This window comes from Streptomyces sp. NPDC002734 (genome assembly GCF_040295685.1).
Classification (GTDB): Bacteria; Actinomycetota; Actinomycetes; order Streptomycetales; family Streptomycetaceae; genus Streptomyces.
The window spans coordinates 121,285-146,255 of record NZ_JBEOVU010000010.1 but is presented as its reverse complement, the minus strand read 5'-3'; the positions used below and the strand labels follow the sequence as shown (position 1 = coordinate 146,255).

General features: G+C 74.8%; 18 protein-coding genes. 13 read left to right on the top strand and 5 right to left on the bottom strand.

Annotation, left to right across the window (positions count from 1 at the left end; genetic code table 11):
• The first annotated feature begins 37 nt into the window (after nt 1–37).
• Nucleotides 38–1,015, top strand: a complete 978-nt coding sequence (locus ABT026_RS11775; protein ID WP_351114030.1) for an aldo/keto reductase — start codon at nt 38–40, stop codon at nt 1,013–1,015.
• A 145-nt stretch (nt 1,016–1,160) separates the two neighbouring features.
• Here ABT026_RS11775 and ABT026_RS11770 read toward each other — a convergent pair whose 3' ends face one another.
• Complete coding sequence (locus tag ABT026_RS11770; RefSeq protein WP_502967953.1) at nt 1,161–2,624, bottom strand: benzaldehyde dehydrogenase; 1,464 nt, start codon at nt 2,622–2,624, stop codon at nt 1,161–1,163.
• 189 nt (nt 2,625–2,813) lie between these two features.
• Between ABT026_RS11770 and ABT026_RS11765 the strand changes: the two genes are divergently transcribed.
• From ABT026_RS11765 to mug, 4 genes are all read left to right on the top strand, one after another.
• Complete coding sequence (locus ABT026_RS11765) at nt 2,814–3,629, top strand: IclR family transcriptional regulator (RefSeq protein ID WP_351114029.1); 816 nt, start codon at nt 2,814–2,816, stop codon at nt 3,627–3,629.
• Between the two features lie 128 nt (nt 3,630–3,757).
• Entirely contained in the window at nt 3,758–5,218 is a 1,461-nt protein-coding gene (locus tag ABT026_RS11760; RefSeq protein WP_351114028.1) for an aldehyde dehydrogenase family protein, read from the top strand.
• A gap of 116 nt (nt 5,219–5,334) precedes the next feature.
• Nucleotides 5,335–6,774 carry an adenylosuccinate lyase gene (gene purB, locus ABT026_RS11755; RefSeq protein ID WP_351114027.1) on the top strand — a complete coding sequence of 480 codons (1,440 nt, stop codon included), beginning with the start codon at nt 5,335–5,337 and terminating at the stop codon, nt 6,772–6,774.
• 19 nt (nt 6,775–6,793) lie between these two features.
• Nucleotides 6,794–7,357: a G/U mismatch-specific DNA glycosylase gene (gene mug / locus ABT026_RS11750; protein ID WP_351114026.1), complete on the top strand. Its 564-nt coding sequence runs from the start codon at nt 6,794–6,796 to the stop codon at nt 7,355–7,357.
• A 53-nt stretch (nt 7,358–7,410) separates the two neighbouring features.
• On the opposite strand, the gene ABT026_RS11745 is transcribed toward mug, so the two are convergent.
• From ABT026_RS11745 to ABT026_RS11735, 3 genes are all read right to left on the bottom strand, one after another.
• Nucleotides 7,411–8,322, bottom strand: a complete 912-nt coding sequence (locus ABT026_RS11745; RefSeq protein ID WP_351114024.1) for an aminoglycoside phosphotransferase family protein — start codon at nt 8,320–8,322, stop codon at nt 7,411–7,413.
• A 56-nt stretch (nt 8,323–8,378) separates the two neighbouring features.
• Nucleotides 8,379–9,125 carry a phosphotransferase family protein gene (locus tag ABT026_RS11740; protein WP_351114023.1) on the bottom strand — a complete coding sequence of 249 codons (747 nt, stop codon included), beginning with the start codon at nt 9,123–9,125 and terminating at the stop codon, nt 8,379–8,381.
• Nucleotides 9,126–9,193: 68 nt separating this feature from the next.
• Entirely contained in the window at nt 9,194–9,643 is a 450-nt protein-coding gene (locus ABT026_RS11735; protein WP_351114022.1) for a hypothetical protein, read from the bottom strand.
• Nucleotides 9,644–9,810: 167 nt separating this feature from the next.
• Here ABT026_RS11735 and ABT026_RS11730 point away from each other — a divergent pair, with 167 nt between their 5' ends.
• Nucleotides 9,811–10,968 carry an ROK family transcriptional regulator gene (locus ABT026_RS11730; protein WP_351114021.1) on the top strand — a complete coding sequence of 386 codons (1,158 nt, stop codon included), beginning with the start codon at nt 9,811–9,813 and terminating at the stop codon, nt 10,966–10,968.
• A gap of 97 nt (nt 10,969–11,065) precedes the next feature.
• Here ABT026_RS11730 and ABT026_RS11725 read toward each other — a convergent pair whose 3' ends face one another.
• Nucleotides 11,066–11,827, bottom strand: a complete 762-nt coding sequence (locus ABT026_RS11725; protein WP_351114020.1) for a GntR family transcriptional regulator — start codon at nt 11,825–11,827, stop codon at nt 11,066–11,068.
• 357 nt (nt 11,828–12,184) lie between these two features.
• On the opposite strand from ABT026_RS11725, the gene ABT026_RS11720 reads away from it, so the two are divergent.
• From ABT026_RS11720 to ABT026_RS11690, 7 genes are all read left to right on the top strand, one after another.
• A complete protein-coding gene (locus tag ABT026_RS11720; RefSeq protein ID WP_351114019.1) occupies nt 12,185–13,069 on the top strand; it encodes an alpha/beta fold hydrolase in 885 nt (294 codons plus the stop codon).
• Between the two features lie 261 nt (nt 13,070–13,330).
• A complete protein-coding gene (locus tag ABT026_RS11715) occupies nt 13,331–14,932 on the top strand; it encodes an alkaline phosphatase D family protein (RefSeq protein WP_351114017.1) in 1,602 nt (533 codons plus the stop codon).
• Between the two features lie 85 nt (nt 14,933–15,017).
• Nucleotides 15,018–16,376: an SWIM zinc finger family protein gene (locus ABT026_RS11710; RefSeq protein ID WP_351114015.1), complete on the top strand. Its 1,359-nt coding sequence runs from the start codon at nt 15,018–15,020 to the stop codon at nt 16,374–16,376.
• Nucleotides 16,373–19,039, top strand: coding sequence for a DUF7824 domain-containing protein (locus ABT026_RS11705; RefSeq protein WP_351114014.1), 2,667 nt, complete (start codon nt 16,373–16,375; stop codon nt 19,037–19,039). The genes ABT026_RS11710 and ABT026_RS11705 overlap by 4 nt, the downstream gene beginning before the upstream one ends.
• On the top strand, nt 19,036–21,765 hold the full coding sequence (locus ABT026_RS11700) for a DUF6493 family protein (protein WP_351114013.1): 2,730 nt from the start codon (nt 19,036–19,038) through the stop codon (nt 21,763–21,765). The genes ABT026_RS11705 and ABT026_RS11700 overlap by 4 nt, the downstream gene beginning before the upstream one ends.
• An 87-nt stretch (nt 21,766–21,852) precedes the next feature.
• Nucleotides 21,853–23,166: a GNAT family N-acetyltransferase gene (locus ABT026_RS11695; RefSeq protein ID WP_351114012.1), complete on the top strand. Its 1,314-nt coding sequence runs from the start codon at nt 21,853–21,855 to the stop codon at nt 23,164–23,166.
• Nucleotides 23,167–23,235: 69 nt separating this feature from the next.
• Nucleotides 23,236–24,924, top strand: a complete 1,689-nt coding sequence (locus ABT026_RS11690; RefSeq protein WP_351114011.1) for a DUF885 domain-containing protein — start codon at nt 23,236–23,238, stop codon at nt 24,922–24,924.
• The last annotated feature ends 47 nt before the right edge of the window (nt 24,925–24,971 follow it).

Here is a 24,971-nt window from a genome sequence, read left to right as displayed (position 1 = left end):
CGCGGAGCACCTCCGTGCCGGCGCGGAGGGGAGCGGCATGAGGACCCGTCGACTGGGGCGCAGCACCGTCGAGGTGACCGAACTCGGGTTCGGGACCGGCCCGCTGGGCGGCCTGTACGAGCCGCTGGACGACGCGACGGCGGCGGGCGCCCTGTCCGCCGCCTGGGACGCCGGGATCCGCTTCTTCGACACCGCGCCGCACTACGGCATCGGTCTCGCCGAGCGGCGGCTGGCCGGCTTCCTGCGCGAACGGCCCCGGGACGCCCTCACCCTGTCGACCAAGGTCGGCCGGCTCCTGGTGCCCCAGGACCCGGCCGGGCGGACGGACGAGAGCTTCGAGGTCCCGGCCACGCACCGCAGGGAGTGGGACTTCTCCCGCGACGGCGTGCTGCGCTCCGTGGAGGAGTCGCTGGCCCGGACGGGCGCCGACCGGGTCGACGTGCTCCTCCTGCACGACGCGGAGCACCACTTCGAGAACGCCCTGCGCACCGGCCTGCCCGCGCTGGCCGAGCTGCGGGCCCAGGGCGTGGTGGGCGCCGTCGGGGCCGGGATGCACGACACCGAACTGCTCACCCGGCTGGTGCGGGAGCACGACGTCGACGTGGTGATGCTGTCCGGGCGCTGGACCCTGCTCGACCAGCGGGCGGCGCACGAACTGCTGCCCGCCTGCGCCGAACGCGGGGTCTCGCTGCTCGCCGCCTCGGTCTTCAACTCCGGGCTGCTCTCCACCCCGCGCCCCTCACCGGACGCGTTCTTCGACTACGCCGCCGCCTCCCCGGAGGTCGTCCAGCGCGCGCGGCGCGTCGCCGACGTCTGCGCGGCGCACGGGGTGACCCTGCCGGAGGCGGCGCTGGCCTTTCCGCTGCGGCACCCGGCGGTGGCGGGCGTGGTGGTCGGCATGCGGTCGGCGCGGGAGGTGCGGGCCGACGTGGCCGCGTTCGGCAAGGAGGTCCCCGAGCGGCTGTGGTCCGACCTGCTCGCCGAGGGGCTGCTCGACCCGCGGGCGGCGACCTGACGGACCGCGGTCTCCGTCCCGACCGGTGGCCCAGTCGTGTCCGGCGGCGCCGTCCCGTGCGACGGCTCCGTCCCGTGCGACTCGTCCCGTCCGTGCGACGGCTCCGTCCCGTCCGGTGGCGCCGGACGGGACGGGGGGTCGGTGATCAGAAGGGGTAGCGGGCGGTGGCGCCGCGGACGGTGACCCAGCGGGTCTCGGTGAACGCCTCGACGTTCGCCGCCGCCCCGCCGAACCGCGATCCGGTGCCCGAGGCCCTGACCCCGCCGAACGGGGCCACCGCCTCGTCGTTCACCGTCTGGTCGTTGATGTGCACGATGCCGGTGGGGATGCGGTCCGCCACCTCGAGACCGTGCATGACGTCCTTGGTGACGATGCCCAGCGAGAGCCCGTACTCGCTGTCCCCGGCGATCCGCACCGCGTCCTCGACGGAGTCGACCCGCGTCACCGGGGCGACCGGCCCGAAGACCTCCTGCGCGAAGGCGGGCGCGGTCAGGGCCATGTCGGCCAGGACCGTCGGCCGGTAGAACAGCCCCTCGTAGGTGCCGCCGGCGGCCACCTTCGCCCCGTCGGCGGTGCTCGCGGTGACCAGGCGGTGGATCTTGTCCCGCTGCCCGGCGTCGATGATCGGACCGAGCGCGACGTCGCCCCGGGCCGGATCGCCGACCGGCAGGCCCCGCGCCTTCTCCGCGAGCGCGGCGACGAAGTCGTCGTAGACGGCGCTCGCCACCAGGTGCCGTCCGGTGGTCATGCAGATCTGGCCCTGGTTGAAGAAGGAGCCCCAGGCGGCCAGGTTGACCGCGTCCTCCACGTCGGCGTCGTCGAGGACCAGCAGCGCGGAGTTGCCGCCGAGTTCGAGGTGGGCGCGCTTGAGGTGCCGGCCGGCGAGCTCGCCGATGTGCCGGCCGACGGCGGTGGAGCCGGTGAAGGAGATGACCCGCACGTGGGGGTCGACGACCAGCGCCTCGCCGACGTCCGGACCGCCCGGCAGCATCTGCAGGACGCCCGCGGGCAGGCCGGCCTCCTCGAAGATCCGGGCGATCAGCGTGCCGCCGGTGACCGCGGTACGCGGGTCCGGCTTGAGCAGGACCGCGTTGCCGAGGGCCAGCGCGGGGGCCACCGAGCGGATCGCCAGGATGATCGGCACGTTGAACGGGGCGATCACCGTGACCACGCCGGCCGGGACGCGGCGCGCCATGGACAGCCGCGGCTGCTCGCTCGGCAGCAGCTCGCCCAGCGGGCGGCCGGGCAGCGAGGCGGCCTCGTAGCACTCCTCGGCGGCGGTGTGCAGGGCGAACCCGGCCATGCCGGGGACGGCGCCGACCTCACGGATGTTCCAGCCGGATATCTCGTCGGCGTGCTGCTTCCACAGGTCGCCCGCCCGCCGGAGCACGGCCGCCCGCTCGGTGTACGGCAGGGCGGCCCAGGCCTGCTGCGCCTCGGCCGCGTGGGCGGCGGCCTCGGCGACGTCCTGGGTGTCGGCCTCGCCCATGCGGCCCAGCTCGGCTCCGGTGGCCGGCTCCACGACGGCGTAGTCGCCGCCGCGGCCTGCCACCCAGGCGCCGTTCTTGAAGATCTTGCCCTGCCAGTCGACAGAGTCCAGAAGTGCCACAACGATTCCTTCCGTACGAACTACTGGTGCGGGGCGCGAGGCCGGGTGCGGGCGCGGGTCCCGGTACGAGTGCGGGTGCGGGTGCGGGTGCGGGCAACGAGGTCGTGCGGCGCATCGTGCTGCGGGGCGCGGATCCCGTCAACGAGTGGTTCCACCTACAGGAACCGCGTTCCGGATAGGGTGGGCGGCATGACCGCAGCCCCGCAGCCGGCGGCGTCCTCCGGCACCGGCACCGGCGCCCAGGCCCTCGAGCGGGGCCTGGCGATCCTGACCGCGCTCGCCGACGGACGCCGGCCCCTCGGACTGGTCGAGCTGGCCGACGCGACAGGGCTGAGCAAGAGCACCTGCCACCGCTACGTGGCGAGCCTGGTGGCCCTGCGCTACCTGGAGCAGGAGGACGGCGGCCGCAAGTACCTGCTGGGTCCCGCGGCGATGCATCTCGGCATGGCGGCGGTGGGGACCCTGGACGTCGCGCGGGTCGGCGCCCGGAGTGCGCAGGCGCTGGCGGACGAGACCAACCACACCGTCAGCCTGACCGTCCTGGACGGCGCGGACATCGTCTACGTCGACCGCCGCCGCCCGGGCCGGGCCGGCTTCCGCATCGAGCTGAACGTCCAGATCGGCACCCGGTTGCCCGCCTACTGCACGTCCATGGGCAAGGTGCTGCTGGCGTACCGCGACCCGGCGTCCGTGCGGGCCGTCCTGGACCGGATCGACCTGGCACGCCGCGGACCGCGGACCATCACCGCCCGCGAGGAACTGGTCGCGGCGCTGGCGGAGATCCGGCGGACCGGTCTGGCCCTCAACGACCAGGAGCTCACGGCCGGGTTGCGGTCGGTCGCCGTGCCGGTGCGCGACCGTCACGGGAACGTCTGCGCGGCGCTGGGCGTCGCCGTCCACCTGAGCGCGTGGAACGCCACGGCCGAAGCCGTCGTGGCCCGCCTGGAAGGGCCGCTGCGCCACGCGGCGCAGGAGATCTCCCGGCGGATGGGGCACCTCGAATGACGCCGCGACCCGCACGGCGGGATGCGGTTCCGGTACACGGAACCCCGTAAGGTGACCACCTGCCGGAAGTCGTCCGATCCTCCGGTCACGACGTCCGGCGACCAGGCCCCGGGTGAGGAGCGACAGTGATGACCCCGGCCCTCTTTGTCCGTCAGCACATCGCCGGCGCATGGACCGACTCACCCAACGGACGCACCTACGAGAGCCTGGACCCCTGGTCCGGCGAGGTGGTGGCGGTCGTCGCCGCCGGCGACCAGGACGACGCGCGGGCCGCGATCGAGGCGGCCGACCAGGCGTTCGCCGGCTGGTCGCGGGCCCTGCCCCACGTTCGTCAGTCGGTCCTGCTGCGCGCGGCGGACGTCGTGGAGCGGCGGCGCGACGAGATCCTCGTCCTGCTGGCCCGGGAGACGGGCTGCACCCGCCACTTCGGCGACGTCCAGCTCGATTTCGCGCTGTCCCTGCTGCGGCAGTCCGCGGCGCTGCCGTACGCCGCGGACGGGCAGCTGATCCCGTCCGACCGGCCGGGCACGCGGTCGATGGCGATCCGCCGGCCGGTGGGGGTGGTCGGCGCGATCGCCCCGTGGAACGCGGCGCTGGCGCTGACCGGCCGCGCGATCGTCGGGCCGCTGGCCCTCGGCAACACGGTGGTGCTCAAGCCCTCACAGGAGGCGCCCGCGTGCGGGGCCCTGTGGGCGGAGATCTTCGAGGAGGCCGGACTGCCGCCGGGCGTGCTGAACGTGGTGACGCACGCCCCGGGAGAGGCCTCGCTGATCGGCGACGAGCTGATCGCGAACCCGCTGGTACGACGGCTGAGCTTCACCGGCTCCACCGCCACGGGCCGGCGGCTCGCGGAGGCGGCGGGCCGGCACCTCAAGCGGATCCTGCTCCAGCTCGGCGGACAGAACCCCATGATCGTCCTCGACGGGGTGGACCTCGACCACGCGGCCTCCGCGGCCGCCTACGGCGCCTTCGTCCACCAGGGCCAGGTCTGCATGGGCGCCCGGCGGATCTTCGTCGAGCGCTCCATCGCCGACGCCTTCCTGGAGCGTCTCGCCGCCAGGGTGTCCTCCCTGCCGGTGGGCAACCCGCTGGACCCCGGGACGGTGATCGGGCCGGTGATCAACCAGTGGGCGCTCTCGACGATCGGCCGCCGGGTGGAGGAGGCCGTGGCGGCCGGCGCGCGGATCGTGACGGGCGGGACGGCCGCGCCGCCCTGCTACCCGGCGACGGTGCTGACCGACGTGCCCGAGGACATCGAGCTGGCCCTGGACGAGACCTTCGGTCCGGTGGTGGTCGTCACCGTGGTGGAGGACCGCGACGAGGCCGTCGCCCGGGCCAACGCCTCCGGATTCGGCCTCGCCGCGGCGGTCCTGGCGGCGGACTCGGTGCAGGGCCTGGAGGTCGCCCGCCGGATCGACGCCGGCATCGTCCACGTGAACGACCAGCCGGTGAACGACGAGCCGCAGATGCCGTTCGGCGGTACCCGGGACAGCGGCTGGGGCCGGTTCGGCGTCGGCTTCGTGGCCGAGGAGTTCACCGAGCTTCAGTGGGTCACCACCCGGGACACCCCCCGCGCCTACCCCTTCTGAGGCAGCCGTCGCCGGATCCCGGGGCGGCCGCCCCGGGGCACCGTGCGGCCCTTGGCGTTTCCTACGAACGGGCCCGCGGCGTCGACCTGCAGGAACGAACAGTAGAATCCGGTTACGTGACTTCTCCCGCCAAGCCCCGCATTCCGAACGTCCTCGCCGGACGCTACGCCTCCGCCGAGCTCGCCACGCTCTGGTCGCCCGAGGAGAAGGTGAAGCTCGAGCGCCGGCTCTGGCTCGCCGTGCTCCGGGCGCAGAAGGACCTCGGGATCGAGGTGCCGGAGGCCGCCCTCGCCGACTACGAGCGGGTGCTCGACCAGGTCGACCTGGCCTCCGTCGCCGAGCGCGAGAAGGTCACCCGGCACGACGTGAAGGCCCGGATCGAGGAGTTCAACGACCTCGCCGGCCACGAGCAGGTCCACAAGGGCATGACGTCCCGCGACCTGACCGAGAACGTCGAGCAGCTGCAGATCCGCCTCTCCCTCGAGCTGGTCCGCGACCGGGTGGTGGCCGTGCTGGCCCGCCTGGGCCGCCTGTCCGCCGAGTACGGCGAGCTCGTGATGGCCGGCCGGTCCCACAACGTGGCCGCCCAGGCCACCACCCTCGGCAAGCGCTTCGCCACCGCCACCGACGAGCTGCTGGTGGCGTACCACCGCGTCGAGGAGCTGCTGGGCCGCTACCCGTTGCGCGGCATCAAGGGCCCCGTCGGCACCTCCCAGGACATGCTGGACCTGCTCGGCGGCGACGCCGGCAAGCTCGCCGAGCTCGAGGACCGCATCGCCGCCCACCTCGGTTTCGGCCAGGCCTTCACCTCGGTGGGCCAGGTCTACCCGCGCTCCCTGGACTACGAGGTCGTCACCGCCCTCGTGCAGCTCGCCGCCGCGCCGTCCTCGCTGGCCAAGACGATCCGCCTGATGGCCGGCCACGAGCTGGTGACCGAGGGCTTCAAGCCCGGGCAGGTCGGCTCGTCCGCGATGCCGCACAAGATGAACACCCGCTCCTGCGAGCGCGTCAACGGCCTGATGGTGATCCTGCGCGGCTACGCCTCGATGACCGGCGAGCTGGCCGGCGACCAGTGGAACGAGGGCGACGTCTCCTGCTCCGTGGTCCGCCGCGTCGCGCTGCCGGACGCGTTCTTCGCGCTGGACGGCCTGCTGGAGACCTTCCTGACCGTCCTCGACGAGTTCGGCGCGTTCCCCGCCGTGGTCGCCCGCGAGCTGGACCGCTACCTGCCGTTCCTGGCCACCACCAAGGTGCTGATGGCCTCGGTGCGGGCCGGTGTGGGCCGCGAGGAGGCCCACGAGGCCATCAAGGAGAACGCGGTGGCCTGCGCCCTGGCCATGCGCGAGCAGGGCGCCGAGCGCAACGAGCTGCTGGACCGGCTGGCCGCCGACGCGCGCATCCCGCTGGACCGCGCGGCGCTGGACGAGCTGATGGCGGACAAGCTGTCCTTCACCGGCGCGGCCGCGGACCAGGTCGGCGTGGTCGTCGCCCGCGTCGAGGAGGTCCTCAAGGCGCATCCGCGGGCCGCCGCGTACACCCCCGGGGCGATCCTCTGACCGCGCTCGGCGACCACCGGTGAGCCCCCGTTTCACCCGCGAGGAGCTCGAGGCCGCCCGCGACCGCATCGTCCCCGATGTGGCCGCGGGCGGCCTGCGCGTGCTGTTCTGCGGGATCAACCCCGGGCTGATGACGGCCGCCACCGGGCACCACTTCGCGCGCCCGGGCAACCGGTTCTGGCCCGTCCTGCACCGGTCCGGCTTCACGCCCCGGCAGCTCGACCCCTCCGAGCAGCGGGAGCTGCTCTCCTACGGGCTCGGCATCACCAACGTGGTGGCGCGGGCGTCCGCGCGGGCGGACGAACTCACCGCGGAGGAGTACCTGGAGGGCGGGCGGATCCTCGAGGCCAAGACGGAGCTGCTGCGGCCGCGCTGGCTCGCGGTCCTGGGCATCACCGCCTACCGGGCCGCGTTCGGCGACCGGAAGGCGACGGTGGGCCCGCAGGAGCGCGTCCTGCCCGGCGGCACCGGCGTCTGGGTGCTCCCCAACCCCAGCGGCCTCAACGCCCACTGGACCCTGGCGACCATGGCCGAGGAGTACGCCCGCCTCCGTCAGGCCGCCGAGGAACCGCCCCGCCGGTGAGCCGGCCCGGGCAGGCGCCGGTCCCCGGGCATGCGCCGGTGCCCGGGCAGCGGCTACGACACCCTGTCCGTGAGGACGCGCTCGAGGGCGGCCCGGCCGGCGGGTCCCCAGGCCGGCTTGCCACCGGGCAGGCCGCGGTCCCCGTTCTGGCCCATGAGCATGAGGAACAGGCCCTTCAGAACGGCCAGTCCGCGGGCGCGCCGGATCGTCCCCTCGTTCGCACGCGCGTACGCGTCGAAGAAGCGCGAGACGGCGCCCGCGGGGAGGATCACCCATGCGGCGGCGAGGTCCCAGGCCGGGTCGCCGGCGAACAGGGCGTCGAAGTCGATCACGCCTGAGAGCGTCCCGTCGGAGACGACCACGTTCGCGGGGTGCAGGTCGCCGTGCACCCACAGGGGCGGGCCCTCCCACTCGGGTGCCGCGACGGCGTCGTCCCAGACGGCACGAACGTCGTCGGCGAGACCGGCGAGCGCGGCGGGAGCGAGGGCGTGGAAGAAGTACTCGAAGCCGTCCGTGCACTTGTCGGGGTGACCGCCGCGGTCCTCACTGATCGGTGCGTCCTCGGGAGCCTCCGTGTGGAGCGCGGTCAGGAACGCGGCCAGCGTGTCGGCCGCGTCGTCGCCGCGGCTGATGGAGGAGTGGTCCAGCGGCTCGCCCGGGACCCACGTCATGACCGCCCAGGGCCTCGGGAAGCGCGGGGACGGTTCACCGATCCGTACGGGGCGGGGAACCGGAAGCGGCAGGCGGGGGCCCAGGACCGGCAGCCACCGGCACTCCTTGCGCAGGAGCGCCGAGGCGCCCTCCTGCCGCGGCATCCGCACGGCCAGGTCGTCCCCGAGGCGCCACATCTGGTTGCCCCACCCGCCCACCACTTCCCGCAGGGCCGGTCCAGCGAGGTCCGGATGCTGCTCCAGCAGCAGATCGCGCACCAGGTCCGCCGTGATCTCGAACTCGTCGTCGGTCATGCCAAGTCACCCTACTCGTGGAGGACTTCGGCGCCTCGCCGGTGATCCGCGACGCTTCACATCCGGGACCTCAGGACGTCGACCTCACAGCCCGGCGCGAACGGGTCGAAGCCGTGCTCGGCCAGCCAGCGAACGGCCAGCAGGCTGCGCAACGACCACCACGCCTGGATCACGTCGCGGTCGATGTCGGCGCCGTAGCCGGCGAGGACGTCGTCGAGGTGCTCCTCGTGCCCCAGGGTGAAGGTGGCGAGGTCGTACAGGGCATCACCCTGGCCCGCCTCGGACCAGTCGATGACGCCCGTGACCTCGTCGCCGTCGAGGAAGACGTGCGCGATCTGCAGGTCGCCGTGCGTGAACGCCGGTGTCCAGGGGCGGAGTGCGGCCTCGGCGACCCGTCGGTTGCGGGTGACCAGGTCGGCGGGCAGGACGCCGTTCGTCACGAGCGCCTCGCACTCGGCGTCGAGTTCCGCCGTCAGCGCGACGACGCTCCGGCCGGCCCGGCCCTGCCGGGGCGGCAGCGGGGCGTCGTGCAACTTCCGCATGGCGGCGCCCGCGGCGGCCCACGCCGCCGGCGATCCGGTCGACGGCCCACCGAGGCGCCCGAGCGTCGTCCCCGCGAGTGCGGCGAGCGCCAGCACGGTCGGCTTGCGCCACAGGATCCGGGGGGTCGGGACCGGTGCCAGCGACATCGCCTCGACCTCGGCGTCGAGGCGTGTCCGGTCGGCGTCCACCTTCAGGAACACGTCTCCGACGCGCAGGGTCGCGCGCTCCGCATGGGCCACGACGACTTCCACCTTGTCCATGGGCGACCAGTATCCCGGGGACGGCGGCCGACATCACCGGGATGGCCGAGCCCCTGGGGCGTCCACGTCTACGGCGGGTCCTCCGTGGTCACCACGGCGAGGAGGGCGTACGGGGGTTCGAGGCCGTGGTGCAGGACACCGAGAGCCAGCCAGCGGTCCTCGGCCCACCAGAGGTGCACCTCCGTCAGCTCCTCGCAGAGCCGTCCCCACGGCTCGGGTATCTCCTCCCCCGCCTCGCCGGCGCGTATCAGCGCCCCCCGAAGGCCGACCCGTTGCGGCTCCCCCCACCGCGCCGACAGGCGCTGCGCGAGCGCCTCCCGCTCGTGCTCGTACTCCGCCGCCGCCTCCGCCGCCAGGCCCGGGTCGCCCTCGGAGCAGTCCTCGCCCAGGAGCTCGGCCGCCCGCCATCCCGGGCCGCACCGGGCCAGGGCGGCGCCGGGGTCCGGGTCCGCGCCCTCCTCCGGCAGGTCCGAACCGCACAGCCGTTCCACGACGGCGACATGACGTGCGATGCTCATGCGTTCCAGTAAACCCGCCGCCACCGACAACTGCCGTTGTGTCAGGCCCTGCCGGGCCGCGGACCCGTCCGGGTCGCAACCCGAGGTAACCGGATCCCCGCCCTCGCCGGGACGTTGAACGACGAGTAACATCCGGCCAACACCTCGCGAGCTGGGAGGACGGACCAGTGGGACGCCTGACCGGCGGTGACCCCTCGCTGCTGCGGCGGATCAACTCCGCCGTGGTGCTGCACGCGCTGCGCGCGGTCGACTTCGCCACCCTCACCGAGATCACCCGCGTCACCGGCCTGTCGCGTCCCACCGTGGAGGGCGTGGTCGAAGGCCTGATCCAGGCGGGTCTGGTGACGGAGGCGGCGGCGGACGAGAGCGCGACACGCCGTCAGGGCCGCCCCGCCCGCCGGTTCCGGTTCCGTGCCGAGGCCGGCCATCTGCTGGGGCTGGAGATCGGCGCCCACCGGGTGACCGCGCTCCTGGCGGACCTGGACGGGCGCGTCCTGGACAGCATCACCAGCGAGGTGGCGGAGACCGCCCCCGCGGACGACCGCATCGACTCCCTGCGCACCGCCGTCAACGAACTCCTGCGCCGCGCCGGGGTCTCCGGCGGCTCGCTGCGCGCGGTCGGCGTCGGCACCCCCGGCATCGTCGAGGCGGACGGCACGGTCCGCCTCGGCACCGCGCTGCCCGAGTGGACGGGTCTGCGGCTCGGCGAGCGGCTCAGCCGTTCGTTCAAGTGCCCGGTGCTGGTGGAGAACGACGCCAACGCCGCCGCGGTGGCGGAGCACTGGAAGGGCGCGGCCGTCGACTCGGACGACGTGGTCTTCGTGTTGGCCGGCCTCAGTCCCGGGGCGGGCTCGCTGATCGGCGGGCGGCTGCACCGGGGGTTCGGCGGCGCGGCGGGCGAGATCGGCGCGCTGCACCTGCTGGGCCGTGAGGCGACGCCCGAGACCCTGCTGTCCACCGAGGGCGAGCCGTTGCGTCCGCTGGACGAGCAGGCCGTGGCCCAGGTGTTCCAGCACGCCCGTGACGGCGACGAGGGGTCCCGGGCCGCGGTCGACCGGTTCATCCGGCGGCTGGTCCACGACGTGGCGGCGCTGGTGCTGGCGATGGACCCGGAGCTGGTGGTGGTCGGCGGCTGGGCGGCGGGGCTGGACGACGTGCTGGAACCGCTCCGCGGCGAGCTGTCCCGGTACTGCCTGCGCACACCGCGGGTGACCCTCTCCCAGCTCGGCGAGGCCGCCGTCGCCACCGGGGCGCTGCGCCTCGCGCTGGACCATGTCGAGGAGCAACTGTTCGCGGTGGACAGCACGGTGACCGCCCGCCGGTGACGGCAGGCCGGTGACCGCGCCGGGTGACCGCCCGCGCAATCGACCACGGGCGGTCACCGGGCAGGACGGGCACCGCCGGTGCGGTCACCGCGACGGGTCAGGAGACCTGCCGCTCGCTGTCGTGGACGATGCGCACGTCGCCGGCCGCGCCGAAGGTGAGCCGGCAGGTGTCGGCCCGGTAGGTGGCCACCGAGACCGCGGCCGTCCGCCCCTCGGCGAAGAACCGCGTGGTGACCATCAGCACCGGCGCTCCGGGCAGCCTGTCGAGGTCCTTGGCGTCCTCGGCGCGGGCGGTGCCCAGCTCCACGGCGCGGTCCTGGCCCTCCAGCGTGAGCCGCTGGAGCTCCCGCAGCACCGCGCGGGCGCGAGCCGGTCCGCCGGGCACGTCGATGGCCGTCAGCTCGGGCACCGAGCGGGCGGGCACGTGCAGGAGCTCGGCCGCGACGATCTGCCCGTGCGCCGACAGCGAGCGCCGCACGGTGTGCACCGTCTCGTCGCCGGTGACGCCCAGCGTGGCCGCCACGGCGGCGGTCGCGGCGCCCTGCGTGCAGTCGGCCGGCTGCCAGGCGTCCCCCGGCGCCCCCGGCCACAACGGCCGTTCCGTCTCCACGGCCACGCCGACGCGCGGCGGGGCTACGGTGGTGCCGACGCCGCGGCGGCGCTGCAGCCGGCCTTCCAGTTCGAGTTGTTCCAGAGCCTGGCGGAGCGTGGCCCTGGCGACGCCGAAGCGGGCCGCGAGCTCCCGCTCGTTGGGCAGCACCTCACCCACCGAGAACTCGGTGTCGAGTGCCTGGCTCAGCACGGTCCGCAGATGCCAGTACTTCGGCTCCGACACCGCTTCCAGCTGCGTGGTCCCCACCCTGTCCTCCACGGTGCGCGTGGCCGGCGACGTTTTTGACGCCCTTGTTTATTAAAGGTTGTTGAACTTTCCTGCGACCATAGGACGCCCCCCAAACCTGGTCAAGACCAATCCTGGAACCTGGGGAGAAAACGGGCAGGGAACGCCACACGCCGTTCACGAGACGTTCGTGATCGAAGACCGCCGGTCAAGGACGGTAGACCGACACCGGTGAGCCGGCCCTGGGGCAGGTTACGCATCGCGGATGGCGGTCCGGGGCCGGTGAGGGCGTCGTCCCCTACCCGTCGGCGGTCGTTGCTGACAAGCTGTCGGCCGGTTCGACGTACCCACGACCCACCCCCGGACGAGGAGCAGCCCATGACCGACACCGTCTCCTTCGAGGTGCCCTCCGCCGGCGGCCCGAGGACCGTGACTCTCGCCTGCGAACGGCGGGGCGCCGGCGAACCTCTCCTGCTGTTGCACGGCATCGGTCACCACCTCCAGGCCTGGGACCCGGTGAGCCGGATCCTGGCCGCGGACCGGGAGGTGATCGCCGTGGACCTCCCGGGCTTCGGGTCCTCCCCCGCGCTGCCGCAGGGGCTGGAGTACGACCTGGCGACGGTCACGACGGTGCTGGGCGGTCTGTGCGAGGCGCTGGGCGTCGGGCGGCCGCACGTGGCGGGCAATTCGCTCGGCGGGCTGCTCGCGCTGGAGATGGGCCGCCGCCGGCTCGCCCGGACGGTGACCGCGCTCTCCCCGGGCGGGTTCTGGTCGCCGGGCGAGTGGCGCTACGCCGCCTCGGTGCTGCGGGTGATGCGGGAGGGCGCGTCGCGGCTGCCGCTGCCCGTCGTCCGGCAGCTGGCCCGCTCGACCGCCGGCCGGGCCGCGCTGACCGGCACCATCTACGCCCGGCCGGGCCGTCGCGCGCCGGAGGCGGTGGTGGCCGAGACCCTGGCACTGAAGCACGCGCCGGGCTTCGAGGCGACCCTGCGCGCGGGCGCCGGGCTCGCCTTCACCGACGACCTGCCGGGGCTCCCGGTCACCGTGGCCTGGGGCGACAAGGACCGCCTGTTGCTCCCCCGTCAGGGCGTGCGGGCCAAGCGGATCATCCCGGAGGCCCGGCTGGTGCGTCTGCGGGGCTGCGGCCACGTGCCGATGAACGACGACCCGGCGCTGGTCGCCCGGGTGGTCCGCGACGGCAGCGGCGTCGACGGCAGCAGCGGCAGCGGCAGCGGCAGCGGCAGCGGGGCCACGGAGGGCTGAATGGCCCGGCCGGGTGACCGCGGAGCGCGTTGTTCACCTCCGGTTTCCGTGCGGGCCGCGCGGCGGGAGTAGGTGTTGCTGCGCACGGCGGCAGCCGCTCGCGCCGTGTGCCGGTCCACCGGGTCCCGCACCCCGCTTCCGGTCCGCGGGGGCCGGCCCTCCGTGTCCCGCACCGCCGGCCGCCGGTACGCCGGGGCCCGCGCGGGGCCGGTTCCGGCCCGTTCCCGTCCCGCTCCTTCTTCCCGTTCCTGGAGGCGCCCCATGTCCGACCCGTCGACCCAGCCGCCCGCCCCCGCACGCCGCGGCGTCCTGCGGGGCGCACTCGCCGCCTCGGCTGCCCTCGCGCTGCCCGCGGGTCTCGGCTCCGCCGTCCCGGCGTTCGCGCTCTCCGGCCGCCCCCGCGCCGGGTGGGGCGTGCAGGCCGGTGACGTGACCTCCGACTCGGGCCTGGTCTGGGTGCGGTCCGACCGCCCGGCCCGGATGGTCGTCGAGGTCTCGCCGACCGAGTCGTTCCGCAGGGTGCGCCGCGTGCCGGGCCCGCTGCTGGGCGAGGGCACCGACTTCACCGGCACCACGCGGCTGCGCGGTCTGCCGCCCGGTGAGCAGATCCACTACCGGGTGGTGCTGGCCGACCCCGACGACCCGCGCCGCACCGGGGAGCCGGTCACCGGCGCCTTCCGCACGGCCCCCGCTCGGCGCCGCGACGGGGTGCGGTTCCTGTGGTCGGGCGACATCGCGGGGCAGGGCTGGGGCATCAACCCGGACATCGGCGGCTACCGGATCTTCGACGCGATGGGCCGGCTGGACCCCGACTTCTTCCTGCTCAGCGGCGACAGCGTCTACGCCGACGGGCCGATCGCCGCCACGGCGGCACTGCCGGACGGACGGCTGTACCGGAACGTGGTCACCGAGGAGAAGTCCAAGGTCGCGGAGACCCTGGCCGAGTTCCGCGGCAACTTCCGTTACAACCTGCTGGACGAGAACCTGCGCCGCTTCAACGCGCGGGTGCCGAGCATCGTGCAGTGGGACGACCACGAGGTGCGCAACAACTGGTACCCGGGCCAGGTGATCGCCGACACGGACGCCCGTTACACCGAGAAGCGCGTCGACGTGCTGGCCGGGCGGGCCCGCAGGGCGGTGAGCGAGTACTACCCGGTCTCCACGCTCACTCCGGGCGTCCGCGAGGGCCGGATCCACCGGGTGGTGCGCCACGGCCCGCTGCTCGACGTGTTCGTGCTCGACATGCGCACCTTCCGCAACGCCAACTCCGCCGGAACCGACGCCGTCGATCCGCAGGGCATCCTCGGCCGCGAGCAACTGGATTGGCTGAAGCGCGAGTTGGCCCGGTCGCGGGCGGTGTGGAAGGTGATCGCGTCGGACATGCCGCTGGGTCTGGTGGTGACGGACACCACCGAGGGCAGTCACAACGTCGAGGCGGTCGCTCAGGGGGACCCGGGTGAGCCGCTGGGGCGCGAGCTGCAGATCGCGGAGCTGCTGCGGTTCGTCAAGCACCGCCGCGTCACCGGCACGGTGTGGCTGACCGCGGACGTCCACCACACCTCGGCCCAGCACTACCAGCCCTCGCGGGCGGCGTTCACCGACTTCGAGCCGTTCTGGGAGTTCGTCTCCGGCCCGCTCAACGCCGGCGCGTTCCCGGCGACCCCCCTGGACGGCACCTTCGGACCGGAGCGGGTGTTCGTGAAGGCTCCGGCCACCTCCAACGTCTCGCCGGCCGACGGCTACCAGTTCTTCGGCGAGGTGGAGATCGACGGCGACAGCGGCGAGATGACGGTCCGGCTGCGCGAGCAGGACGGGGCGGTGCTGTTCACCAAGGTGCTGCAACCGGGTCTCGTCGGCCAGTAGGCCGGGGCCGGCGCCCTGGGCGGTCGGAGGCCCGACCACCGCGGCCGCAAAGGCAGTTGTCGGTGGTCACCCCTACGGTCCTCCCATGACGCGATCACTGCAGGCCGTGGCCTATGCGCGTCCCTCCGCGCTGCGCTCCACCGCGGAGGGACGGCTCCTGGGACTGGAGACCTCCCGGGGCGCGACGCCCACGGGCGTCCAGGACCACCCCGGCTTCTTCTCCGGCTTCCTCACGCACCCCCAGGCGGCCTCCGCGGGCCTGTTGGCGGTGGCCGACGTGGCGGCGGCCCGCTACCACCAGCCCCAGGCGCGCGCCTCGCTCGACCCGGTGGTGACGGGCAACGGCGACCGGCTCCGCTTCGAGTCCTTCTCCGGCTGCTGCGGCGTGTACGCCCGCCTCGACGTCCTCGACGACGGCCTGGACGGCGGGGAGATCGGTCACGGCACCACCAACGTCGACGTCAACAACCCGCTGCGGGAGGCGCTTTCCCGGGTGGGCGCCCTCGATCCGGTTCATCTGCGGGTGGGTCCGGACGAGTTGGCGGTGACGACGACGGACGGCCCGGTCGTCGAGAAGAAGGTCCCGCTGCCGGACCGCTGGCTGCGCGGCTTCGCGGAGTCGCAGGTGGTCGCGGCCGGTTTCGAGCTGCGGGCGGAGCTCCCGGCCGCCGAGGCGGTCCGGTTCCTGCGCTCGCTGCCGCGCGGCCGGAGCCGGGGCGGTGCCTCCTGGGTGGTGCCCGCTGGGCGGGGGCTGCGGCCGACCACCAGGCCGGTACCGGGCGCCGTGTGCCTTCCGGGGCCGGAGCGGCTGGCCGCCCTGCAGCGGGTGCTGCGGCACGCGACCGCGCTGCGGGTCTACGGGCCCGCCGTGTCCGGCACGGACGCCGCCGCGAGCGCCTGGGAGGCGGTGCTGCCGGGCATGCGGCTCACCCTAACCCTGTCGCCGGACGCCTCCCGCGGCTTCTCCGGAGAGGGCGGCGTCCTCGACGCGCTGGCCTCGGGTGACGCCGCCGAGGACGCGGAGCTGATATCCGTGCTGCTGGCGTGGGAGCCGCGGATCGACGTCGCCGACCTGGCGGCCGCCTCCGGCCTGACCGCCGAGCGTGTGCGCGCCGCCCTGGTGCGGCTCGGCACCTCCGGGCGGGTGGGTTACGACCCGGCCGAGGCCGCCTACTTCCACCGTGAGCTGCCGTACGACGCCGGCCGGGTGGAGCGGCACAACCCGCGGCTGCGGGACGCCCGGGCGCTGCTGGCGGCGGGCGCGGTCGCCCTGGACGGCGCGACCGGCACGGTCACCGCCGAGGACGGCCACCGGCACCGGGTGCGTGAGGAGAACGGTGCGCTGACGTGCACCTGCTTGTGGTGGGCGAAGTACCGGGGCGGACGCGGGCCCTGCAAGCACGCGCTGGCGGTCCGGATGGCTCGACGGGAGGGCCGGTCGTGACGAAGGCGGCGACGGAGCACGAGGTGTGCGCGGCGGTGCACGAGGGCGCGACCGACCGTGCGGCCGCTCTGCTGGCGGCGATGCCCGCGGGCGAGCGGCGTGCGCTGGTCCCGGAGTGGGAGCGGCTGCGCAAGGAGTTCCGCCAGGACTGGGGCCGGCAGCGGCGGGTCTACCCGGCCCTCCATCTGGCCGGGGCGGCCTCGCTGACCGGGGCGGCGGCGGTCGCGACCTGGCTCACCGCGGCCGACTTCCGGTGGATGGCGGCCCCGACCGGCCTGCTGCTGGGGGCGCTGCGGGACCGGGAGCCGCACTGGCTCGCCGACGTCGCCCGCCGGGTCGCCGCGCGCCCGGTCTCCGCCGGCGTCGACCACGCCCTGCTGGACGGGCTGGCACGGCTGGCCGACTGCCCGCCGCCGGTCACCGAGGCGTCCGTGCACGCCTGGATCCAGCACGTCAACGGCACGTGGGAGGACCGGGACGGTGTCGGTGAACGCATTCGCACCACACGCCACCTCGCGGCGATGGTCGCCGGCCTCTTCACCACGACCGACGCGGGCCGCGCCATGGCGAACCTGCCTTCCGCCGGCGGCGGGGACAGCTGGGTCACCGTGCTGGCGCGGCTCACCGCAGAGGGCGTCCTGGACCGGCGGGCGATGGTGGAGGGCTGCGTGGCACGGCTGTTGCGCGGCGGCCCTGCCGCCGACCAGCGGGTGTTCCTCAACCTGCTGGCCGCGCTGGAACTCACCGGGGAGGAACGCCGGGCGCGGACCGCCGACTGGTCGGCGCTGGCCGCGGACGGTATCCCGACGGTCGCCGCCCACGCCCAGGCGGTGCTGGGCGAACTGGCCCTGGCCGGTGACCTCCCCGACCGGGATCTGGCGGACCTGTCGGCCTCGGTGTTCTTCCGCCCGGAGAAGAAGCTGGTCCGTTCCCAGCTCGTCCTGCTCGGCAAGGTGCTGTCCGCCCGGCCGGACGCGGCGAACCTCCTGCTGCCGGGCCTCGCCCATGCCTTCGGGCAGCCGGACGCCGACGCGCAGGAGCGGGCGCTGCGGCTGCTGGAACGGCACCTGGACAAGGTGTCCGACGAGCAGGCGCGCGAGGAACTGGGCCACGCGGCCGACCAGTTGTCCCCGGCGCTGCGCGTCCGTGCGCTGACGGCGCTGGGCGTGGAGGCGCAGGAGGAGACACCGGAGGCCTACGAGGAGACGCTGCCGCCGGTGCCCGCCCCCGCCCGGCTCGCTCCGGCGCCTGCGTCGCCGGCCGAACTGGCGGAGGAGGTGGGCGTGTTGTTCGCCCGGCGCGACGCCGACGTGGCGTCCTTCGAGCGGGTGCTGGACGGTCTGGTCCGCCTCGCCCACCGGGACCGGGCGGCGCTGCTGGACGCGCTGGCCCCGGTCCTCGCCCGCGTCGAGTGGCACGACGCGGCACCGGACAGCTGGAGGGCGCCCGAGCGCTACTTCGCCGTCGACGCCGTCTACCGCGACGCCCGGCATCTCGTCGAGATGCTGCTCGCCGCGTTGACGGGCCAGGTCTCCGAGGAGGTGCTGCGACCGGGCACGCACGGCACCGTCCCCGCCAGGCAGTGCGCCCACGGCCCGCTGTGCCTGGCCCTCGACGCACGGGTCAGGGAGGTCGCCCACCGGATGCGGACCGGTGCGGTCCCGCCCTTCCTGCTGTCCACGCCGACCTGGAGTACCGGCTCCGTCGATCCTTGGGAGCTGGTGGGCCGGCTGGAGCTGTACTCGGCCGCGGGGATCGTCCCGCTGAGATACGACTTCGCCCAGGCGCTCCTGCGGGTACGCCGCGCGGACCGGCCCGCGGCCGAGGCGGCGGCCGCGCGCGCCGCGACACTGGTGACCCCGGAGGGCGAGCACCTGGCCCGCTGGTTGACCGCGTCCGATCCCCTCCCCGCGACACCGGAACGGCGGACGGTCGACCGGCGGGTGCGGCCGGGACTGGGCGAGTGCTCCGCGCTGGTGCGGGACTTCCCCGGCGCCTTCGCGCGTCTGGGCGAGCCGGTGCTCGCCGACGTCCAGCGCTTCTGGTGCTACCACTTCGACGACGGTGCCCGGCCGCACCTGCTCGCCATGCTCCCCGAGGACCGCGAACTGCTCGCGGCACGACTGGTGCACGACGCGATCGCCTCCGCCGTGCAGGACCAGCGGCGCGGCGCGGCGGTGCTTCCGCTGCTGGCGGAGACCGGCGGGCCCGCCGGTCCGGCCACCCACCTGTGCGTGGCCTACGGGCTCGGCTCCCGTCATCCCGAGGACCGGCTGGCCGCCGTGGACGCCCTGCTGGTGCTGGCGGCACGCGGGCAGCTCGACCGGGTACGCCTGGGAGCCGACCTCGGCGAACTGGTGTCCCTCGGCGCGGTCAAGGCGACACGGCTAGCCGACTCGCTGCGCACGGCCGCCGCCACCGGGGCATGCGCCACCGTCGGCGATGTGCTCCGCCACGCGCTGCCGGCGCTGCTGGCCGAGGGCGTGGAGCCGGCCCGGGGGCTGGGCGACCTGCTGGGCGTGGCCGCGGAGTGCGCGGAGCGGACGGGCTCCACGGGGGCGCTGCCCGGCCTGGACCGGGTCGCCGGGCGCTCGGGCTCCTCCCGGCTGGTGCTGGAGGCGCGACGGCTGCGGGCGGCGCTGAACGGGGAGGCGGTCCGATGACCACGGGAGGCGAGCTGGTCACGGCGATCCGCGCCGGCGACACGGTACGGACACTGGACCTGCTGGAGGGCCTGTCGGCCGCGGAACGCCGGTCGCTCGTACCGGAGTTGCGGGGCCTGCGCGCGGAACTGCGACGCGACCCGTGGGCCGGCGCCTCGCGAACCGCCTACCCGCCGCTGCTGGCGGCGGGGGTGGCGTGCCAGAGGGGAGCGGCTGCCGTCGCCTCCTGGCTCACCGGCTCGGACCTGCGGTTCGGTGCCGGAAGCGCCGTTACGGCCCCGACGGTGCTGCGGCTGGTGGAGGACCGGGGAGCCGACTGGCTGGCCGATCTGGCGGCGCGTCTCGCGGCCCGGCCCGCGTCGGCCGAGGTGTCCTTCGAGCTGATGTCCGGCCTGGTCCGGCTGGCCGACTGCCCGCCCCCGGTCACCGAGGGGTACGTGACCGGCTGGGTCCGCCACCGCACCCGGGCGGTGCGGGCCGAGGACGGCACCCTGCTGGAACGCCTGCGCGGCGACGGGGATCTGCGGCCGATGGTGGGCGCGCTCTTCGAGATCGAGGACATGGGCCTGCTGCTGGACGGGGCCGGCGCGTGGTCCGGCGCCCTCCTGGTGCTCACCGGCGAAGGGCTGCTGCCCAGGGAGGTGATGATCGACGGCTGTCTCTCCCGGCTGCTGCGCGGTGGAAGGGCGGGCGATGTGCGGTTCTTCCAGAACCTGTTGACCGGACTCGAGCTCACCGCCCGGGAGCGGCGCCAGCGGGTCGCCGACTGGCGGGCGCTGGCCGCCGACGGGCCGTCCACCGTGGCCGGTCACGCCCGGACGGTGCTCGGCGAGCTGGCACTGGACGGCACGCTTTCCGCGAGCGCTCTCGCGGAGATCTCGGCGGCGGTGCTGTTCCGCCCGGAGAAGAAGCTGATTCGTGCCCAGTTGACGCTGATCGGCAGGTATCTGTCCCGGCATACGGACGCGGCGGGCGAGCTGCTGGCCTGCCTCGGTCCGGTCCTCGGCCACCAGGACGCGGCCCTGCGTGACCGCGCCCTGGCCCTGTTGGCGCGGCATCTGCCTCCGCCGCCCGACGGGGACGAGGTCCGCCAGGCGCTGGCGGCGGACGCCGCGTCGCTGCCCGCCGCCCCGCGTGAGCGACTGCTGCGGGTGCTCGGCCTGGGCGCTGAGGCCGACGCCGTGTTCGAGCCCTACGTCGAGGTCCTGCCGCCGGTGCGCGCACCGCGACGCCTGGCTCCGCCTCCGGCCACCGCCGCGGAGGTGGCCGAGGAGACCGGCGCCCTGCTGGCTTCCGGCCGGCGGGCCGCCGGGGACGACGTCGCCGCGTTCGAGCGGACCCTGGACGGCCTGGTGCGCTGGGCGCACCGGGACCGCGAGGCGCTGCTCGGGGCGCTCGAGCCGGTGGTCGCCACCCGGTGGTGGTCCGGCGGCGGGCGCTCACCCCGGGACGGCATGCGGGGCCGAAGCCGCTTCACCCACCACGCCCCCGGCTCCTTCGGCCTCGAGCACGGCGTCGATCTGGTTCTGGCGTCGCTGCACCTCGCCGTGAAGCTTTCCGCGCTGCACTCGGCGGTCGTGAACGCGGGCCCGGAGTACAGCTGCGTGCACGGACACCTGGCGCGCGCCTTCCAGATCCGGCTGTGGGAGGTGGCCCATCGGCTGCGCACCGATCCGCAGCCCTTCCTGCTCTCCACCCCGACCTGGGACGACGGCTCGCTGGAGCCCGCGGACCTCGTGGGTGGGCTGGAGGAGTACCGACGGCTGGAGGCCCGCGTCGGGGAGAACGACTTCGCCCAGGCACTGCTGCGTCTCCGGCTCACCGACCCCGCGGCCCGCGCGGCGGCGGCCGGGCGGGCCCGCGCCCTGGGCACACCGGAGGGCGAACGGCTGGCCCAGTGGCTGGACGCGGGCGGTCCCGGGCTTCCGCAGGGCCGGGCGGTGCCGGCGGGCGACCTCGTCGGGGTCGAGTACGCCGAGGCGCCCGCGTTGCAGCGCCTTCCGCGGGGCTTCCGCGGGCTGGGCATGCCGGTCGGCGCGCAGGGGTGCGACCACGCGTACTGTCCGGCCCGCGGCACCGGCCTCGAGAGGTACTGGCCCGCCCTGCTGCCGGGCCACCGCGAGCTGGTGGCGGCGCGTACCCTGCGCACGCTCTCGGCCTCCGTGTACCGGGACGGCCCGGTCGACACCGGGCTGCTGCCGCGGCTGGCCGAGTCGGGCGGCGATCCGGGGCCGGCGCTGCGTCTGTCGGTCGCCTACGGCTTGTTCGCCCGGTCCGCCGAGGACCGTCTGCCGGCCGTGGAGGCCCTGCTGCTGCTCGCCGCGCGGGGCGACCTGGACGCGGAGGCGACGGGGGCCGACCTGGCAACGCTGGTGCTGTCCGGCACGGTGGTGTCCTCCCGGCTCGCGAAGGCCCTGCGCACCGCGGCCCACGGCGGCGCCGGACGCACCACGTGGTCGGTGCTGCGGTGCCTGCTGCCGCCGCTGCTGGAGGCGGCCGAGCCGGTGAACGCCCGTGCCCTGGGCGACCTGCTGGCGGTCGCCGCCGACTGCGCGGAACGGATCGGCGCGCCGGACGCCGCGCCGGTACGGGGTGTGGACGCGGTGGCGGAGCGCGGTGGGTCCTCCCTCCTGGTCGCGCAGGCCCGCCGGTTGCGGGCGGCGACGGCCGCGGGCACAGCCCTGTCCCCGGTCGGTGGTTCCCGGTCCGGGGAGGCCTTCGTGTGAGATCCCCCATAGCGGACAGAAACGCGCTTAACCGGGCGGTCACAATCCGTTCGTGATCACGCAACACCCAACCCTCACCGTGGAGTCATGCATCGGAACATGACCGCGGAGCACCGCGCGAACAACGAACGTCCCGCCCCGTCCTGGCTGCGCCTGGCGCCGGCCGGTCTGAAGGCGTGGTGGTCAGGACGCCACGACGGCGCACCTCCGTCGAGTGATACCGATACCGGCGCCCGGCCGTCGTCCTCCACGGGACGGCGGACCGGGCAGGCCGGTCACGAGCTCCTGGAGGCCTCGGTCCCCGCCGCGCTGTGGCGGATGCGGGCCACGGTGCGCGACGAGCCGGGTTCCCTGGCGGCGCTCTGCACCCGGCTGGCCGGACTCGGGGTGGACATCGTCAGCCTCCAGACCCACCCGCTGGCCGACGGCGTGGTGGACGAGTTCCTCCTGCGTGCCCCCGCCGCTCTCACCGGATCCGAGCTCTCCACGCAGGTCGAGCAGGCCGGCGGCTGGGACGTCTGGACGGAACGCGGGGACGCCCACGACCTGGTGGACGCGCCCACCCGCGCGGTCGCCCTGGCCACCCGTACCGCCCTCGACCCCGCCGAACTCCCGCTCGCACTGCGGCAGTTGCTGGGCCGCTGCACCATCCGTCAGGTCCCGGGCGCGCAGGTCCGCCCGCACGGCCCGAGCGGTGACGGCGCGACGGGGACGACCGGCATCGACGAGGAGTGCGCCACGGTGATGCGGCTGCGCGCGCCGGACGGCGGCGCCATCACCGTCGAGCGCGCCCATCTGCCCTTCACCCCCGCCGAGTTCGCCCGAGCTCGCGCCCTGGTGGAGCTGGACGACCGCCTCGGCCCTCGGATCCCGCAGTCGGAGGACCTGCTGGCGCTGCCCGGCGCGGGCCGCATCACCATCCGCCGCGCCGGCCCGCGTGACCTGGAGGCGACCAAGGCGCTGCACGAGCGCTGCTCCCCGGAGACCCTGCGGCAGCGCTACCACGGTCCGGTGGCGGACGCGGACCGCTACCTGCGCCACCTGCTCAGTCCGAACTTCGGCCGCACGCTGGTCGTCGAGACCGGTCGCGGCCATGTCGTCGGGCTCGGGCACCTCATGTGGGACGGCGACGAGACCGAGGTCGCGCTGCTGGTCGAGGACTCCTGGCAGCGGCGGGGCCTCGGCGGCGAGCTGCTGTACCGGCTGGTGCGGATGGCCGCCGAGGCGGGCAGCGAGGCCGTCTACGCGGTGACCCAGGCCTCCAACACGGGCATGCTGGCGGCGATGCGCGGCCTGGACCTGCCGCTGGAGTACCAGGTCGAGGAAGGCACCCTGGTGATCACGGCCCGGGTGGAGCCGGTGCGGCCCGACCTGTCCCGGCACGCCGGCACCTCGGACTGAACCCCGGCGGACCCGCGGGGCGCACAAACGGAGCTGACGTGGGCCCTCCTCCTGGGAAAGGATGGGCCCATGTCAGACATCACCAACCCGCTGCCCCGTCAGGTCGCCGACGCCTACGTCGACGACCTGATCGCCCTCGACCCGATCACCGGCACCTACCTCGGCGTCGACGCGTGTTCGAACAGGCTCCCCGACCTCTCGCCGGCCGGCCAGGAGGCCATGGCCGAGCTCCAGCGGGCCACCCTGGCGCGGCTGGAGGAGGCCGAACGACGGCCCGGCGCCGACTCCGGCATCGAGCGGCGCTGCGCCCGGCTGCTGCGGGAGCGGCTGACCGCCGAACTGGCCGTCCACGAGGCCCAGGAAGGCCTGCGGGTGGTCAGCAACATCCACAGCCCGGCCCACGCGGTCCGTGAGGTCTTCACCGTCACCCCCGCCGACACGGAGGCGGACTGGGCGGCGATCGCCGAGCGGTTGCGCGCGGTGCCCGCCGCGCTGGCCGGATACCGGGAGTCGCTGGCCCTGGGCCTGGAGCGGAAGCTGTACGCCGGGCCGCGGCCCACCGCCACGTTCCTCGAGCAGCTCGCCGAGTGGGCGGACCCGAACGGCACCGGCCGGGGCTGGTTCGAGGACTTCGCCGCCGACGGTCCCGAGAAGCTCCGCGGGGAGCTGGACGAGGCGGCCCGTGGCGCCACCGCCGCCCTGGCGGAGCTGCGCGACTGGATGCGGGACGTGTACGCCCCGGCCGTCGCCGACGCCCCGGACACCGTGGGCCGGGAGCGCTACGCCCGCTGGGCCCGGTACTTCAACGGCACCGATCTGGACCTGGACGAGGCGTACGCCTACGGCTGGTCCGAGTACCACCGGATCCTGGGCGAGATGAGGGCCGCGGCCGAGCTGATCCTGCCCGGCGCGGCGACCCCCTGGGTCGCGCTGGCCCACCTGGACGAGCACGGCCGGCACATCGGCGTCGAGGAGGTCCAGGCATGGCTCCAGGACCTCATGGACCGCGCCGTGGCCGACCTGGACGGGACGCACTTCGACCTCGCCGAGCCGGTGAAGCGGGTGGAGTCGCGCATCGCCCCGCCCGGCGGCGCCGCCGCCCCCTACTACACCAACCCCTCCGAGGACTTCTCCCGGCCGGGCCGCACCTGGCTGCCCACCATGGGGCAGACCCGCTTCCCGGTCTACGACCTGGTCTCCACCTGGTACCACGAGGGGGTGCCGGGCCATCACCTGCAGCTCGCGCAGTGGACCTACGTCGCCAAGGACCTCTCCCGGTACCAGGCCTCGATCGGCGGGGTCAGCGCCAACATGGAGGGCTGGGCGCTGTACGCGGAGCGGCTGATGGACGAGCTGGGCTTCCTGTCGGACCCGGAGGAGCGGCTCGGCTACCTGGACGCCCAGATGATGCGTGCGGCACGGGTGATCGTGGACATCGGCATGCACCTGGAGCTGGAGATCCCGGCGGACTCCCCCTTCCACCCGGGTGAGCGCTGGACGCCCGCCCTGGCCGAGGAGTTCTTCGGCGCGCACAGCAGCCGTCCGGCGGACTTCGTCGCGAGCGAGCTGATCCGCTACCTGTCGATGCCCGGCCAGGCCATCGGCTACAAGCTGGGCGAACGCGCCTGGCTGCTGGGCCGGGAGAAGGCCCGTGAGCGGCACGGCGACGCCTTCGATCTCAAGGCCTGGCACATGGCGGCGCTGTCGCAGGGCTCGCTGGGACTGGACGACCTGGTGGACGAGCTGTCCCAGCTCTGACGCCGCTCGCGAGGCCGGCCCCCGACGCCGCTCCTGACGGCGCTCCT

What these genes read in the sequence shown, in the direction of transcription:
- ABT026_RS11745 (WP_351114024.1), bottom strand. Translation starts at nt 8,322, where the DNA reads ATGACCGACGACGAGTTCGAGATCACGGCGGACCTGGTGCGCGATCTG.
- ABT026_RS11720 (WP_351114019.1), top strand. Translation starts at nt 12,185, where the DNA reads ATGACCGACACCGTCTCCTTCGAGGTGCCCTCCGCCGGCGGCCCGAGG.
- ABT026_RS11710 (WP_351114015.1), top strand. Translation starts at nt 15,018, where the DNA reads ATGACGCGATCACTGCAGGCCGTGGCCTATGCGCGTCCCTCCGCGCTG.
- ABT026_RS11765 (WP_351114029.1), top strand. Translation starts at nt 2,814, where the DNA reads ATGACCGCAGCCCCGCAGCCGGCGGCGTCCTCCGGCACCGGCACCGGC.
- ABT026_RS11695 (WP_351114012.1), top strand. Translation starts at nt 21,853, where the DNA reads ATGCATCGGAACATGACCGCGGAGCACCGCGCGAACAACGAACGTCCC.
- ABT026_RS11740 (WP_351114023.1), bottom strand. Translation starts at nt 9,125, where the DNA reads ATGGACAAGGTGGAAGTCGTCGTGGCCCATGCGGAGCGCGCGACCCTG.
- ABT026_RS11760 (WP_351114028.1), top strand. Translation starts at nt 3,758, where the DNA reads ATGACCCCGGCCCTCTTTGTCCGTCAGCACATCGCCGGCGCATGGACC.
- ABT026_RS11700 (WP_351114013.1), top strand. Translation starts at nt 19,036, where the DNA reads ATGACCACGGGAGGCGAGCTGGTCACGGCGATCCGCGCCGGCGACACG.
- ABT026_RS11775 (WP_351114030.1), top strand. Translation starts at nt 38, where the DNA reads ATGAGGACCCGTCGACTGGGGCGCAGCACCGTCGAGGTGACCGAACTC.
- ABT026_RS11690 (WP_351114011.1), top strand. Translation starts at nt 23,236, where the DNA reads ATGTCAGACATCACCAACCCGCTGCCCCGTCAGGTCGCCGACGCCTAC.
- ABT026_RS11715 (WP_351114017.1), top strand. Translation starts at nt 13,331, where the DNA reads ATGTCCGACCCGTCGACCCAGCCGCCCGCCCCCGCACGCCGCGGCGTC.
- ABT026_RS11735 (WP_351114022.1), bottom strand. Translation starts at nt 9,643, where the DNA reads ATGAGCATCGCACGTCATGTCGCCGTCGTGGAACGGCTGTGCGGTTCG.